This is a genomic window from Prosthecobacter sp. SYSU 5D2, from assembly GCF_039655865.1.
GTDB lineage: Bacteria > Verrucomicrobiota > Verrucomicrobiia > Verrucomicrobiales > Verrucomicrobiaceae > Prosthecobacter.
Genome location: NZ_JBBYXL010000001.1, coordinates 294,521 through 309,479 on the forward strand (window position 1 = coordinate 294,521; position 14,959 = coordinate 309,479).

At 60.7% G+C, this 14,959-nt stretch carries 14 protein-coding genes; 8 read left to right on the forward strand and 6 right to left on the reverse strand.

What is annotated here, in order from left to right; genetic code table 11:
• Window positions 1–54: 54 nt before the first annotated feature.
• The 3 genes from def to WJU23_RS01295 all read left to right on the forward strand — a co-directional run bounded on the left by def (window position 55) and on the right by WJU23_RS01295 (window position 3,408).
• Window positions 55–618 (forward strand): peptide deformylase, encoded by a 564-nt coding sequence (gene def / locus WJU23_RS01285; RefSeq protein ID WP_346330713.1) that lies wholly within the window; start codon window positions 55–57, stop codon window positions 616–618.
• A gap of 134 nt (window positions 619–752) precedes the next feature.
• Window positions 753–2,117, forward strand: a complete 1,365-nt coding sequence (locus WJU23_RS01290; protein ID WP_346330714.1) for a neutral/alkaline non-lysosomal ceramidase N-terminal domain-containing protein — start codon at window positions 753–755, stop codon at window positions 2,115–2,117.
• 67 nt (window positions 2,118–2,184) lie between these two features.
• Window positions 2,185–3,408: a pectate lyase gene (locus WJU23_RS01295; protein ID WP_346330715.1), complete on the forward strand. Its 1,224-nt coding sequence runs from the start codon at window positions 2,185–2,187 to the stop codon at window positions 3,406–3,408.
• Window positions 3,409–3,590: 182 nt separating this feature from the next.
• On the opposite strand, the gene WJU23_RS01300 is transcribed toward WJU23_RS01295, so the two are convergent.
• The 5 genes from WJU23_RS01300 to WJU23_RS01320 form a co-directional block, all read right to left on the reverse strand.
• Window positions 3,591–4,913, reverse strand: a complete 1,323-nt coding sequence (locus WJU23_RS01300; RefSeq protein WP_346330716.1) for a homoserine dehydrogenase — start codon at window positions 4,911–4,913, stop codon at window positions 3,591–3,593.
• 133 nt (window positions 4,914–5,046) lie between these two features.
• Window positions 5,047–5,787 (reverse strand): hypothetical protein, encoded by a 741-nt coding sequence (locus WJU23_RS01305; protein WP_346330717.1) that lies wholly within the window; start codon window positions 5,785–5,787, stop codon window positions 5,047–5,049.
• 344 nt (window positions 5,788–6,131) lie between these two features.
• Window positions 6,132–7,352, reverse strand: a complete 1,221-nt coding sequence (locus WJU23_RS01310) for a VCBS repeat-containing protein (protein WP_346330718.1) — start codon at window positions 7,350–7,352, stop codon at window positions 6,132–6,134.
• A gap of 81 nt (window positions 7,353–7,433) precedes the next feature.
• Entirely contained in the window at window positions 7,434–7,886 is a 453-nt protein-coding gene (locus tag WJU23_RS01315; protein ID WP_346330719.1) for a type II toxin-antitoxin system VapC family toxin, read from the reverse strand.
• The gene (locus WJU23_RS01320; protein WP_346330720.1) at window positions 7,883–8,140 is read right to left on the reverse strand and encodes a hypothetical protein; all 258 of its coding nucleotides are present in this window, start codon (window positions 8,138–8,140) and stop codon (window positions 7,883–7,885) included. The genes WJU23_RS01315 and WJU23_RS01320 overlap by 4 nt, the downstream gene beginning before the upstream one ends.
• A 135-nt stretch (window positions 8,141–8,275) precedes the next feature.
• Between WJU23_RS01320 and WJU23_RS01325 the strand changes: the two genes are divergently transcribed.
• Window positions 8,276–10,777: a DEAD/DEAH box helicase gene (locus tag WJU23_RS01325; protein ID WP_346330721.1), complete on the forward strand. Its 2,502-nt coding sequence runs from the start codon at window positions 8,276–8,278 to the stop codon at window positions 10,775–10,777.
• A gap of 235 nt (window positions 10,778–11,012) precedes the next feature.
• Here WJU23_RS01325 and WJU23_RS01330 read toward each other — a convergent pair whose 3' ends face one another.
• Window positions 11,013–11,708, reverse strand: a complete 696-nt coding sequence (locus WJU23_RS01330) for a zinc metallopeptidase (RefSeq protein ID WP_346330722.1) — start codon at window positions 11,706–11,708, stop codon at window positions 11,013–11,015.
• A gap of 155 nt (window positions 11,709–11,863) precedes the next feature.
• Between WJU23_RS01330 and WJU23_RS01335 the strand changes: the two genes are divergently transcribed.
• The 4 genes from WJU23_RS01335 to WJU23_RS01350 all read left to right on the forward strand — a co-directional run bounded on the left by WJU23_RS01335 (window position 11,864) and on the right by WJU23_RS01350 (window position 14,902).
• The gene (locus tag WJU23_RS01335) at window positions 11,864–12,604 is read left to right on the forward strand and encodes a hypothetical protein (protein WP_346330723.1); all 741 of its coding nucleotides are present in this window, start codon (window positions 11,864–11,866) and stop codon (window positions 12,602–12,604) included.
• A gap of 96 nt (window positions 12,605–12,700) precedes the next feature.
• Window positions 12,701–12,940, forward strand: coding sequence for an acyl carrier protein (locus tag WJU23_RS01340; protein WP_346330724.1), 240 nt, complete (start codon window positions 12,701–12,703; stop codon window positions 12,938–12,940).
• Between the two features lie 100 nt (window positions 12,941–13,040).
• Window positions 13,041–14,276: a M48 family metallopeptidase gene (locus WJU23_RS01345; RefSeq protein WP_346330725.1), complete on the forward strand. Its 1,236-nt coding sequence runs from the start codon at window positions 13,041–13,043 to the stop codon at window positions 14,274–14,276.
• 296 nt (window positions 14,277–14,572) lie between these two features.
• Complete coding sequence (locus WJU23_RS01350) at window positions 14,573–14,902, forward strand: metalloregulator ArsR/SmtB family transcription factor (RefSeq protein WP_346330726.1); 330 nt, start codon at window positions 14,573–14,575, stop codon at window positions 14,900–14,902.
• The last annotated feature ends 57 nt before the right edge of the window (window positions 14,903–14,959 follow it).

The following is a 14,959-nucleotide window of genomic DNA, read 5'->3' on the forward strand; positions in this document are numbered from 1 at the left end:
CAAGGTCTGCCGCCTGCCGAGCCTCATCTGCCATCCGTTTTTTTTTGCCCTCCCATGGTCCTGCCCATCGTCCGTTATCCTGACCCCGTCCTTCGCGCCAAATGCCGTCCTGTCACTGACGTGACGGAGGATGTCCGCCAGTTCTCTGCGGACATGATTGAGACTATGAAAGCCGCCAACGGAGTCGGCCTGGCAGCACCGCAGGTGGCCCGGGACATCCAGCTGGCCGTCATTGACGTCTCCCACAATCCCCAGTGCATCACCTACCTGCGCATCAATGGCGAAAGTGTGGACATGCCCGCACATATGCCGGTGATTTTTCTCAATCCGCAACTGGAACTGGGTAAGGACAAAGATGTGGATGAAGAGGGCTGCCTCAGCTTTCCGCGCCTGCGCGGTGACATCCGCCGGAGCGAGGAGATCAAAGTGACCTTCAAGACCCTGGATGGAGAAACCCAGACATGGGAGACGGACGGTCTCCTGGCCCGTGCTTTCCAGCATGAGATTGACCATCTCAATGGCATCCTCTTTATTGACCGCCTATCCGCCACCGCCAAGGTCGGCCTCAAGCGCAAGCTGAGCCGCCTGATGCAGGAATGGACTGAGGATGACGAGTGAATGACCTCCGCCGGAGACGATGTGCGGTAAAAAAGTCATCACTTATTTCAATAATACCACATTCCCGCCTTGGCATCAGGGCGGGCTTTTAGCAAGCTCACTGCATGTGGGCAAAATTACTTCTGACAGGATGGATGGTCACGCAGCTCTGCACGGTAATGGCGGGTGGCCAGACCGTCGGCCCTGCCGGATGGAAAGCCGGTGCCGCCAGTGTGGACATCACTCCGGATTACCCCGTGCGCCTCAGCGGCTACGGCAGCCGCACCACCCCGCATGAAGGCGTGGAAATGCGCATCCGCGCCAAGGCCCTGGCCCTGACCTGGGAAAACACCCCGCCAGCCGTCATCCTGACGGTGGACAACTGCGGTGTGCCCGCCACCATCCGGGCGGAGGTCCTGCAACGGCTCAAAGCCGCCGGACATGCCATTGATGACGCGCGCTTCTCCCTGCACTCCAGCCACACTCATTGTGCGCCGGCTCTGCCGGGCCTGCTGCCATTTTTGTTTGGTAATGAGCTGTCCGGGGAGGAACAGGCAGCCATCAACCGCTATGCGGAAGACCTCACGCTACGTCTTGTGAAGGTAGTCAAAGACGCTCTGGACAAGCAGGAGCCCGCGAAACTTCATTGGTCCAGCGGCAAAGTCTCCTTTGCCATGAACCGGCGTTTAAAAAATGCCAGCGGCTACAGCAACAGCCCCAACCCCTATGGCCCTGTGGACCACGCCCTGCCCGTCTTGCGGGTCACCACGGCCGATGGCAAACTGCGCGCCATCTACACCAGCTATGCCTGCCACTGCACCACCCTCTCCATCAATAAAATCCATGCTGACTGGGCAGGCTGCGCCCAAAAAGAGCTGCAACTCCGTTTTCCAGACGCCATCGCCATGACCGCCATCGGCTGCGGGGCGGATCAAAACCCCTATCCCCGGCGTGAAATGGAGCATGTTGAACGGCATGGTGTGGAACTGGCCAAGGAGGCCGTGAGGGTCATCAACGAGCCGATGAAAGCCATCCGCGGCCCCATCACCTGCGCCAGCCGTGAGGTCATGCTGCCCTTTGACACCCCCCATGACCGCACGACGTGGGAGCAGCGCGCCCAGGATAAAAACAAATGGACCGCCCAGCACGCCAAACACTTTTTGGCCACCCTGGACCGGGGCGAAAAAATCCCCGCCGCCCTCCCCTACATGATTCAAGTCTGGTCCTTTAATGACGACCTGCTGACCATCAACCTGCCCGGTGAGGTGGTGGTGGATTATGGCCTCCGTTTCAAAAAAGAGAACGATCCCGCACGCACCTGGGTCAATTCCTATACCAACGACGTGCCCTGCTACATTCCCTCCCAGCGCGTCTGGGAAGAAGGCGGCTACGAAGCCGCCGGTGCCATGGTCTATTACGGCCGCCCCAACCGCTTCGCCTCCGGCGTGGAAGAAATCATCGCCCAGGCCGTGAAAGAGCTGGTGCCGACGGGCTTTGTGCAGACGAAAGGGAAAAAATGATCCCAGACAAACCCGCCCCCGTGCCAGCGGCCAAATAATGCGGGTTTTCCTGGCGTTTAGTTTCCTGATGAAATCCCGCTCCTTCACGACCAACTTTGCAGCACTTGCCGCACTGGCATATGCAGCCCTCACGCCTGTGGCTGCCGAGGCATCACCACCGGCAGACTGGAAAACACCGCCCGGCTGGACGCAGACTCGTGGTGGAGAAGGCGGAAAAACGGTTCTCGTAACCACCCTCTCAGCCAAGGGCCCAGGATCCCTGAGGGCAGCCCTGGAGACCGATGGGGCAAGAGTCGTGGAATTCAGCATCGCTGGTACCATCAACCTGGAAGGCCGCTCCCTGAAAGCCTCCCACCCGCACCTGACCATCGCCGGAGAAACCGCCCCCTCCCCGGGCATCACGCTGGTGAACGGCGGGCTGGGCATCAGCACGCATGATGTCATTGTGCGCCATCTGCGCATCCGCCCCGGTGCGGGCAACCGGGCCAAAAAGAGCGGCTGGGAAGTGGATGGCCTGGCCACCAATGCCGCCCATGATGTGATCGTGGACCACTGCTCCATCACCTGGTCAACGGATGAAAACCTCAGCGCCTCCGGCCCCCGCTTTGAGGGCAAAACCCCCGAGGAATGGAGAAAGAACACATCCCACCGCATCACCTTCAGCCACTGCCTCATTGGTGAGGGTCTTCACGATTCCACCCACTCCAAAGGCCCCCATTCCAAAGGCTCCCTCATCCACGACAACACCTCTGACATCGCCATCATCGGCAACCTCTACATCAGCAATCACGACCGGAACCCGCTCTTCAAAGGCGGTGCCAGGGGCGTGATCGTCAACAACCTCATCCACAATCCCGGCAGGCGGATCATATCATATGGACTCAGCCCCGGCGAATGGGGCACCCATGAATGGCAGCGGGGCAGCATGACCATCATCGGCAACGTGGCCCGCTGCGGCCCCAGCACGGACAGACAGGTCGCATTCCTCAATGCCAGCGGCCCCTGCGATGTCCACCTCGCCGACAACCTTTACTTCAATGCCGAAGGTGAGCCCCTTCCTGTCGCAGTGAAAACCGCATCCAAGCCCCTCCACAATGTACGCATGTCTGACACTCCCCCAAACTGGCCTCCGTCACTGACGGCCCGGCCTGCGGAAAAGACGGCCGAATGGGTGCTGGCCAATGCCGGAGCCCGCGCCTGGGAGCGGGATAAAACAGACCAGCGCCTCATTGAAGAAGCCCGCACTGGCGGAGGCAAGATCATCCACTTTGAATCCGAAGTCAGCGATTGAGCAGGACATCCTTCATTCGCTATCTCCGCTTCATCCTAATGCATTTTTAACCACTAATTGCCAGCATTGGACACTATTAGGTCCAATCTCAGTCTTACATTAGTGCTTATTGCTGGGCATTAGTGGTTTAAAAATGTCCCAATCCCATCTCGGCGATTCGCTCCCTCAGAGGAGCTCATACCTCACCCCTGCAACGTCTCCACCCGCATCCAGCTCGGCTGGCCGCGCACGCAGTCCAGGGCGCGCAGGGCATCCAGGGCCTGGAGCATGTCGCTGAGGAGGGCATCGTGCAGCATCAGCACCAGGCTGGTGCTGCCGCTGGTGTCCTCCAGGTCCTCCGGCTGGATCATGGAGGAGATGCCGATGTTACGCTGCCCCAGCAGTGTGGCCACCTGGGCCAGCACGCCCGGCACATCGTCCACGGTCAGGCGCATGTAGTAATGGGAGACGGTATCCTCAATGGGCTTGCTCTTTCCATAAAGTCCATGCGGCACAAAGCCGCTGTGCCGGGCACCATAAACAAGCACCGCAGCCGCTTCGCACAGATCACTGATGACGCTACTGCTGGTCGGATCCTGCCCGGCGCCACGTCCGTAAAAGAGCGTCTCGCCCACGATGTCCCCGTTCACCAGCAGGGCATTGAAGCTGCCGCTGACATTAGCCAGCACATGGGAAAGCGGGACCAGGGTGGGCTGGGTGCGCACCTCCACCAGGCCGTCCTTGTCCGCACGGATAACAGACAGCAACTTGATGGTATACCCCAGCCGCTTGGCAAACTTGAAGTCCTGGATGTCAATCTTGTCCACCCCTTCCACATGTACGCAGGAGGTGGGGATCCAGAACCCATAGCTCAAGGAAGCCAGAATGATCGCCTTGTGCGCCGCATCCCAGCCGCTCACGTCCAGGGTGGGGTCGGCCTCGGCATAGCCTTTTTCCTGGGCCTCATTCAGTGCATCTTCGTAACTCAGCCCCGCCTGCGACATGCGGGTGAGGATGTAATTGCAGGTGCCGTTGATGATGCCGTGAATGGAGAGGATGCGGTTCCCCACCAAGCCCTCTTGCAACACCTGGATGATGGGGATGCCGCCGGCCACTGCTGCCTCAAAATAGATCGGCACGCCGCATTCTTCCGCCAGGGCGAAGAGCTCCTGGCCGCGTTCCGCCAGCAGCGCCTTGTTGCCGGTCACGACAATCTTTTTCGCCCGCAGGGCAGCGCAAACGAGGTCATACGCCGTGGTGGTGCCACCGATCAGCTCCACAACGACCTGGATATCTGGGTCCTCGATCAGCTCCCGCCAGTCCGTACCCAGCATCTCCGCAGGCACCGGCACCTCACGTGGGCGGCTGGGATCGCGCACGATGACGCGCTTCACCTGAATGTCCGCCCCGGTGCGCTGCAGGATCAGATCCCCGTTCTGCTGCAGATTTTTATACACCCCGGCGCCCACATTTCCTAATCCTGCAAGGCCGATGTAAATGGTACGGGGAGGAGTGGAGACGGTCATGGCGGGTGGGAAAAACGAAAAGGGGCCGCTAGAAATGCACGGGGAAGACACAAGGGCAAGGACTTCGGCTCAGGCAGATGCCTGCGCAGGCCGATTTACCCCTCCAATCCTGCGGCAAGCCCCCGCCGGGGCATCAGGCTTTCATCTTCAACTGACGGCTCACACGATACTGCGCCACCGCATACAGAAGAATGATAAGCGCCAGAAAGGCCTCCTTCATCTCCCCCGTATGCGGCCCAAAGTAATTCGGCAGCTTTGAATCGAAGTGATTGGCGATTTTGTTTGGCACCCCCACGGTATTGACCAGCACACTGGCCAGGGCTGCGCTCAACGAAGGCCAGAGCCAAAAATGCAGGCTTCCGGGGGCGAAGTGGACTTTCTTCCGGGATAGAATGAACGGAATGACCAGACCGCCCACCACGCTGCCGATGGACAGCGCGCTGCGGATCACCTTGGTGAAAATAAACTCCACCGTGCCATTGATGTTGTGGATGTTCGTCTCGTGCTGGCGGTTCAGCTCCATCATTTTCTCCGGCGTGGAAAATCCGAAAAAGTGCTGCCCCCAGCTGATCTCCTCGCCCATGAAGATAAAAGCCCCGAAAGCCAGCAGCCCCAAGGCCAGCCCGTGCAGCACCCCCACCCGGTAGGGCAGCGTGCGCAAAGCCACGATGAATGCCGCCAGCAGAAACACCACGGTGAGGTTTTCCACCAGGCCAAATTCACGGTCCAGCCCCTCCTCCCAGTTCAGGCCTGGGATCATCAGCACAAACGGATAGATCATCATCAGCACCGGCACCCCGAATGCCAGCCACCTGGGCAGAGGCTGTGCGTAGGAGGGAACGACCTGGTGGTTGGATGGCAATGGAGCAGACATGGCGGATGGTGTCAAAAATGTGACACTATATCCCAATAACCGCCCTCCAAGTCAAAGTCCGTTTTGAAGCTGCAAATGAAGTCGGACCCGGCCTGATGCCTCCCCTTTCATGCATGATACCGTCTGGGAGCATGCCTTCACATGAATGTCTCTGCGTTCCCTTCCCTCCGGTTACCATCTGACGCTCCTGGTCGTCATCTTTATCTGGAATGGCTTTCAGCAAGCGTGGTGTTCTTCTTAACACCGGACGGCCTATGCGCAGGTGCAGGCGGACCAGCTCGCCGCAAGTGACCGGGTCTACTTGCGACGATACTTTCTGGATTTGCCTCTGGTAATTCTTTGACCTATTCCTGCAGGAAGACGAAGACGCCTTTTTTGTTGCCGATGACGACATCGAGCTTGCCGTCTTTGTTGACATCGCCGGGGGTGACCTGGGTGCCGACGCCGCTGTTGTCGTCAATGAGATGGGGGATGAACTCGACGCTGCCGGAGGGGTCGCGCTGGATTTTGAACCAGTATAGGACGGGGGGGGCATTGGGCTCATCGTCCTTGAGAGGGCCGTGAGCCCAGCGGCGCTTGCCAGTGACGAGGTCCAGGATGCCGTCGCCATCCATATCCGCCATCTGCATGGCGTGGAGCTGGCTGAATTTGACGCCGACGGCGCTGTCCTCGACGGTGCTGCCCATGAGCTTGTGGTCGTTAAAGGTGCCGTCGGCATTCTGCTCATACCAGCTGAGGCCGAAGCCGTGGGCATTGTGGCTGCTGATGACGTCGTTGCGGCCGTCGCCATTGACGTCATAGACGAGGATGAAGGAGCCGCCGCGCTCGCCCTCCGGGGCAAAGGGGGCGGGATGGAAGGTCCAGTCTTTGTCTTCTTTCATGTCGGCGGGCTGCTCGAACCAGCCTTCTTTGGTAAGGAGGTCGGGGCGGCCGTCGCCATTGACATCGCCGAAGCCATAACCATGGGTATATCGGAAGTACTTTTTGTTATTCTCTTCCGTGACGGGGGTAATGGGGCGGAAGCGGGCTTTGCCGAAGGGATTGGCCCAGTCAATCTCGGCGTAACCGAGTCGGCCACCTTTGGGCGGCTGGCTGCCGCTGCTGGTGTGGCAGATGAGCTCGGGTTTGCCGTCGCCGTTCATGTCGCCGATGGTGGGGGATTCGTTGTCGGTGATGTCAAAGATGCTGTGGCGGGGCCAGTGGCCGGCTTTGCCCTGGGGGTTCTCGAAAATCCAGGTCTCTTTGCCGGGCCAGGAGAAGACGAGGATGTCGTGCCAGCCGTCGCTGTTGAAGTCGTAGGTGTAGGTAAGAAAGTAGTCGCTGTAGCCTTTGCCGGGATCATAGGGCTTCTCGGCGGGGGCGGTGTATTCGATGCGCTCTTTGAAGTCCGGGCCTTTCCAGATGTAAGGGCCAGCGCAGATGTCGTTGTGGCCGTCTTTGTCGAAGTCGGCAAAGTGGGCTCCCTCGGCGACGAATTCCTCCGTGAGGGTGTGTTTTTTAAAGGTGGGCGCGGCTTGGCTGGCCAGGGCGGTGAGGGCAAGGAGGGTGACGAGGCGGGACTTCATGGGTTGCGTATTGAACAGGGGGCAAGGGTGCTATCTTGCACCGAGGTGAGGGTGCGGGGGAAGGAAAAAGGTGCCACTCCTTTACAACGGTGCCTGGAGGCCGGCGGCGCGGGCGATCTTGCGCTGGCGGTCATCGAAGGTGAGGAAGGCCTGGGCGGAGAGATGCAGGGCGGTGGCGACATGGAGGATGTCCAGGGTGCGGTTGCCGGTGCGGTAGGTGTGGGTCTGGGAGAGGTGCTCGGCCATGCGCAGGACGGCATCCATGTCCACGGGGACGATGCGTATGTGGCCGGCGGCGATGTCTATTTCCCAGTCGGCGAGCATCCGGTCCGCCTCGTCCTGCCGGTAGCCTTTGCTGCGGTCCTGGTCATTCAGCCAGACCTGCAAGCGGACGGCCTGGCGGAACTCAAACTCGAGCAAGGTGGAGACTTGGAGGGGGGCGGTCATTTGCTCGTCATAGGCGAGAGCAAGTTCGGTGTTATTCTGCTCGCGATACAAGGCGCAGAGATAGCTGGTATCTGGGTAAACGATCATGGCTCGCCGGTTTCAAAGGCCCGCATCTCTTCCACTTCCTGCTCACTGAAAACGCGGTCGCCCCACGTGCGCCGGATGCGTGCCAGGCGCTCGTCTGCGGTGAGTTTGGGCACCACGCCCGCAGAAGGCGTGGCCTGGCCCAGCATGGCGACGGGTTTGTTGTGCTTGGTGATCTGGATTTGCTCGCCATTGCGGAGCCAGGCTTCCAGTTTGGGGAAGTTGTAGCGGAGATCGCGGATGGAGGCGGTTTTCATAATTGGGGAAATGTATCACAAAAAAAGATCACACTCCAGCGCAAAGACGGCGCGCTGGACGATCTCCTGCAGCCCGCCCATCCTTTTCTTGCGCGCTGGCCTTCCCGTTCGTAATCAAAAGGGCGGCACTTTTGAATGCTTCCTTCCCTCAATACCCTCAAGCTCCCTGATCCCTGGCAGCACCAGGCTGTGAACCTGCTGCGGGAGGGCACGGATGTGGTCGTGAGCGCGCCAACGGGGGCGGGAAAAACGTACATCTTTGAGCTGCTCCACCAGTCGCGCTCGCTGCTGGGGCAGGCAGTTTACACGGTGCCGACGCGCGCACTGGCGAATGACAAATTTGCGGAATGGAAGGAGGCGAAGTGGGATGTGGGGATCGCGACAGGGGATGTGTCTGAGAATGTGGGGGCACCGGTGGTGGTGGCGACGCTGGAGACGCAACTGGAGCGGCTGGTGCGTGGGGAGGGGCCGGCGCTGCTGGTGATTGACGAGTATCAGATGATCGCGGATGCGACGCGGGGGAGTCATTATGAGGCGGCCATTGCGCTGGCTCCGGCGGGGACGCGGCTGCTGCTGCTGAGCGGCTCTGTGGCGAATCCAGAGGATGTGGTGGCGTGGCTGCGGCGGCTGGGCCGGGCGGCGGAGGTGGTGCAGACGAAGGAGCGGCCGGTGCCGCTGGAGGAGGCGCCGTGGGAGGCGCTGCCGCAGCGGATGGCGCGACATTTTGAGCACTTTTGGCCGAAATTTGCGGCGGCGGTGATGCTGGCGGATCTGGCGCCGCTGCTGATTTTTTCGCCACGGCGGAAGGAGGCGGAATCGATCGCGCGGCGGCTGGCGGCGGATCTGCCGGCGGGGGATTCGCTGGAGCTGACGCATGAGCAGCGGGCGGTGTGTGGCAAGGACCTGACGGCGCTGCTGGAGAAGCGCATCGCGTTTCATCACAGCGGGCTGTCTTATGCGGCGCGCGCGGGGGTGATCGAGCCGCTGGCGAAGGCGGGGCAGCTGCGGGTGATCGTGGCGACGATGGGGCTGTCGGCGGGCATCAATTTCAGCGTGCGGAGTGTGCATGTGGCGGCGACGACTTTTCATGATGGCAAGGGGGAGCATAAGCTGACGCCGGCGGAGCTGCTGCAGATGTATGGCCGCGCGGGACGCCGGGGGCTGGATGAAAAGGGCTATGTGGTGACGACGCGGCAGAGCCCGACGCTGATGGATGCGCGGCCGGCGCGGCTGCATCGCGGGGAGCTGCTGGCGTGGCCGATTTTTCTGCGGGTGATGAAACATGCCTCGCAGACGGGAGCGGATACGTTTGAGGCGGCGGGGCTGTTTGCCAGCCGGCTGTTTGCGAAAACACCTCCTTTGTTAGGCCTGGAGGCGGATGCGCCGGAGATGCTGAATGCGCCGCAGGCGGTAAAGGCGCTGTTTGGCCTGGAGGCGACGCAAAAGCAGATCCTGAATTCGCAGGGGGAGTGGGAGAGGCGGACGAATATTCCGTTGCAACGCATGCCGTTAGGCCAGGCGTGGCTGGCGGGGCCGGAGAAGAGTGCGCTGGCGCTGAGTGTGCCGGGTTTTGTGGCGCGTTTTGCCCATGGCATTGGCCGTGTGGGCAAGCTGGGCAAGGACCGCTATGGGGTGGAGATTCCGCTGGGGCAGCCGCTGGAGGAGGAGCCGGGGCATCTGCGCCCAACTAAAAGTCTGCGCAAGCTGCTGAAGCTGCCGCGCAAGGTGGAATCGGTGCCGCTGGAGGAGATCGAGATCCTGCACTCCCCTGCCCTGGCGGCGCTGCTGCTGGAGGGGCAGAACGGGGATGTTTTTCCGGAGGTGATGCCGCGTCTCACGGGCACGGCGGCGAAGGAGGGGCTGGTATTTGCCATCTTCGACCTCGGCGAGGTGGAGGTGCCCGTGTATCATGACAGCCATGCCCGGCCAATCCTTCAGCCGCGTGAGCGCACGATTGTGGTGAAAAATGAGACAGGCATCCACACAGATGACAGCGCGACCACGGCAACGGATCGCCAGCCGCGTCCTGGGTCACCCATCCATGCGTGGCGCTCGCTCGGCCTCATTGACGAAGGCGGTGTGCCCACACGGCGCGGAGAGATTTTTTCCTTCTTCCAGGGGGGAGAGGGCCTGGCCATCGCCGCTGCGCTGGAGGACGAAAGCTACCCGGTGGATGAGCTCATCCCGCACATGGCGAACCTGCGCAGCGGCACCAAATTTGACCTCCCCGTTGCCTGCGGCTCCGAGCGCCTCGGGGCCATCTGCCGGAACACTTTCGGTTTCATCAACCACCCCGGTTATCTGGAAAACGGCCTGCCCCTGGACTATGGCGAGGGTGCCGCCGAACTGCTGGACACCCTGCTGCACCCTGACCGCCCTGGCAGCCGCGACCTCCGCCAGGACGTCGCCGCCGGCGACCTGTCCCGCGCCTATGTGGAGTGGCTCAGCCTCCTCCGCCACATCACCCACGCCCCCGCTCACCCCTGGCGCCGCTGGCTGGCTTTGCAAGAAGCGGCTACAAGCGCCCTCAAGCAGCATAACAAAACCTTAAGGCATCTGTTCCATCTGGATCTGCCGCCGCTGACGAACAAGCAGCGGCATGGGAAGCCAAAGCATTATTTAATGGTGCGGGGATGATGGGGCGAGCCGCAGGCTCACTGCATTTAGTGCCCCCACCTTTCATGAACTTGATATGATGAGAAGCCTGTTTCGAGGCGTCCAGAAGAGTAAACGACGAATGAGCGAAGTGTAAATGCCACACGTCCGCATCCAAAAAAGGCACAGGATCCAACGTCCCGTGCCTTTTCTTTTGCCAGGCAGAAACAGCCTGTCTGTCAGACCGTTTCTGCCATTGCCGTGCATTACATGCGTCTTATTCGTCATTCCCTCGCATGCCGGTCATCTGCAGGAGGTAGTAGAGGAAGTAGCCCAGGGTGCTGACAAAGGCGGCCACATAAGTGAGGGCAGCGGCATCCAGCACCTTGCTCATGGCCTTGAATTCCGTCCCGGCGGCCACGGCACCGGTGCCGGCCAGCACCTTCTTGGCGCGCGCGGTGGCGTCAAACTCCACGGGCAGCGTCACGAGCTGGAACAGCATGAGGATACCAAAGCTGACGGCCATGATGGTGATGGCCAGCTTATACGGGAAAAACCCGCCAAACAGGCCGATCAGCGGCACCCACATGACGATCTGGCTGGCGATGCCCGTGATGCCCACGGCCGCCATGCGCCACTTCAGCGGGGCATAGAGCTGCTGGTGCTGGATGGCATGGCCACACTCATGGGCGGCGATGCCCAGCGCGGCCACGGAGGTGCCGTGGTAGTTTTCTTCCGAAAGCACCAGGCGGCGGTTGGACGGGTCGTAATGGTCCGTCAAATGCCCGTGCGTGGAGTGGATGCTCACATCCCGGATGCCGTTCAGATCCAGAATGCGCTGCGCCACCTCGGCGCCGGTGTAGCCGCTGGAGGCGGGCACCTGGGAATAGCGGTTATAGGCACTGCGCACCTTCCAGGAGGCGTAGAGCGACAGGGCCATGGTTCCGAAGAACAGAAGTAACATTGTCATCATAAGATTAGGGGGAGTTGTCGTATGAAATTACGACTTCATGGATATAATCGCCGCCGAATTCATTTCAGGTGTAAACAGATGTCATTTTTGGAACCGGTGCCGCCAAAAAAATCCCAGGTTGCATCCCGGCACAGCAACGGCATTGAATGATACACATGGAGTCCGCCCCGCCTGTCTCATCCACTGAGCCCATCGTTTGCCGCGTCACGCCGTGGTACTTCCGGCGGCTGGGCCTGATGTCCGCCATGCTCGTCGGCATGGGCCTCTATTTCCTTTACGATGGCAAATACGGCTATCCGAAAGCCAACGAAATTGCCGCGCAGAAAGACTGGTTTGAGCAGACCGTGCTCAAAGGCTACGACGAGGCCAAGGCTGCCAACCGGCTGGACGCCTGGGTGAAAGAGACGGAAGCCAAAGGCCTCCCTGCCGGTAAAAATGGCGAGCCGCCCCGCTGGGTCTCCTACGCGGCCGAACGCGGCTGGCCGGAAAAACCCCACAAATACACCGACCGCGAGATCGCCGAGCAGTTCTGGTGGGGCGGCGGCACCATCCTTATTGGCCTCATTGTGGGCATCAACATGCTGCTGAACCGGAAAAAAGTGCTGCGCGGTGCGGAGGACCACTGGATCACGCCGGAAGGGCAGACCATCCGCTTTGCCGATGTCTTTCGTGTGGACAAACGCAAATGGGACAACAAGGGACTGGCCTACGCCTGGTATCGGCAGACCTCCGACGGTCCCGAAAAAAAAGCTGTGATTGACGATTTAAAATTCGACGGGGCCGCACACATCCTGGAGCGCCTCATCGCACGTTTTAAAGGAGAACTCATCGAGAAGATCCCGGATGCTCCGGCCTCCAATCCTGCGGATACACCCCCGCCAAACCAAGCCCTTTAGATTCAGGCATTTGCCCCCCTTTAAAAAAAGAGCGAATTCGCCCTTGCCAAACCATAACCAGCCGCTACCTCTCCGCCGCACCATCCCCCTTATTTTATGGCAGACAACATCCAAGAAAAAGTCCGTGACATCATCGTCGAACAGCTCGGCGTAAACCCTGAGCAGGTGACTCCAGAAGCCAAGTTCATCGAAGATCTGGGCGCTGATTCCCTGGACACCGTTGAACTCGTGATGGCCTTCGAAGAAGAATTCGGCATTGACGTTCCTGATGAAGAGGCTGAAAAGCTTCAGTCCGTCGGTGACGTGATCCGTTACGTCGAAGAAAACGCTGAGTAATCCTCACGCCTTCTTAACTCAATTTCAGAAAAGCAGACGGGAGACCGTCTGCTTTTTTGTTGTTGGACTTCCCAACCCACCCCAGGAAACACTTCCCACCATGTCATTGTCCAACCCCTGGTTCATCGCCGCCCTCATCGGCGTGATCGGCGTCTTCCATCTCGAATTCTTCGCCACCCTGCTTAACCTGGCCCGCCTCGGACGGCCCATTCCCGCTTCCCTGGCAGAGGTTTTCTCCGACGAAACCCGTGCCAAGCTCGTGGATTACATCCGCGATTCCAAGCGCGTCGGTTTCAGCCGTGACGTTACCATGCTCGGCCTGCTCCTCGTCTTCTGGTGGAGCGGCGGCTTCGGCTGGTTGCAGACCTGGGCGGAGGCGCAGGGCCACGGGCCCGTCATCACCGGCGTCCTCGTCATCGCCCTAATCCTGCTCGTCCAGACCTGGCTCAGCCTGCCCTTTGAGGCCTGGGACACTTTTGGCGTGGAGGCCCGCTACGGTTTTAACAAGACCACCGTCGGCACCTTCATCAGCGACCATTTTAAAAGCCTGGCCCTCATGGCCATCATCGGCCTGCCCGTCGCCGCCGTCATCGTCTGGTTCTTCCAGACGCAGGCCCTGGCCGCCCTCTACGCCTGGCTCTTCATCGCCGCCTTCACCATCCTCATGACCTGGCTGTCCCCCCGCGTCATCATGCCCATCTACCTTAAATTTCAGCCCATGGAGGACGGCCAGCTCCGCGAGGCTATCTTTGACCTCGCCAAGAAGCTGGATTTCCCGGTCATGGAAGTCAGCGTCGTGGACGGCTCCCGCCGCTCCACCAAGGCCAATGCCTTCTTTGCCGGCTTTGGCAAAACCCGCCGCATCGCCCTCTACGACACCCTTTTGAAAAGCCACACCACGGAGGAGATCGTGGCCATCCTGGCCCACGAGATCGGCCATAACAAATGCCGCCACGTACCCGTCATGATCGCCCTCAGCCTGGCAGAGATGGGCCTCATGCTCGCCCTCATCGGCTGGGCGCTGAAGTCCCCGCAGTTCTTCGCCGCGTTCGGCGTCCAGGGCACGCCCGTCGGCATGGGCCTCGTCCTATTCGGCATGATCTACAAGCCCCTCGGCGTCCTCACCGGCCTGCTCGGCCTGGCCATGAGCCGCAAAAACGAGTTCGAGGCGGATGCCTTCGCAGCCAAGGCCGTCGGCAGTTCCCAGCCCCTCGTCGAGGGCCTCAAGCGCCTCTCCCGCGACCACCTGGCCCACCCGCAGCCGCATCCCCTGGCCGTCTGGCTCCACTACAGCCACCCGCCCCTCATCGAGCGTCTCCGCGCGCTCCAGGGTTGATCCGGTAGCACCATCAGCCAGCCGGGTTCACCAGTTGCCTGCCATAAATTGCCGTCCTTCATTTTGACCTTGTTCATTGGTTGGGAGATGTTCGGCGGTTCGGGCATCGCGCTTCGAAGCGATGAGCGTAGGCGGCGATGGGGGGGAAATGCCTTGAAAGGCGCGGCTAATGGACGGACGCCGCTCTGCGGCTGGGGATGCGGGGACGGGGGGCGTTAAAGGCGGGGGGCGCCTTCAGGAGCACGCGGGCCTCACGGCTGGCCTCCGCTGCTGCCACAGCGGGTGAGGAGGCTGCAGTGTGCACGGAGCACCATGTGCATGCGAAGGCGCTGGTGCTGGAGCCACTGGAGGTATCTGAAGCGCAGCGAATGGCAGAATTCTTTGCCGCGCTGGCGGACACGACACGGCTCAGGCTGGTCTCCCTGCTGGCTGCGGAGGAGTGTTGCGTGTGCGACCTGGCGGAGCGGCTGGGCATGACGGAATCGGCGATCTCCCACCCGCTGCGGAGCCTGCACGCAGCGCGACTGGTGGGCTATCGCAACGAAGGTCGGCAGGTGTTTTACCGCCTGCAAGATCAGCATGTGGTGGAACTGTACCGCACGGTGCAGGAGCATCTGGCCGAGTAAGCCGATTACGGTTCAGCGGACTCAATGCCGATGAGTTAATTGACTGCCTGCAAGGCG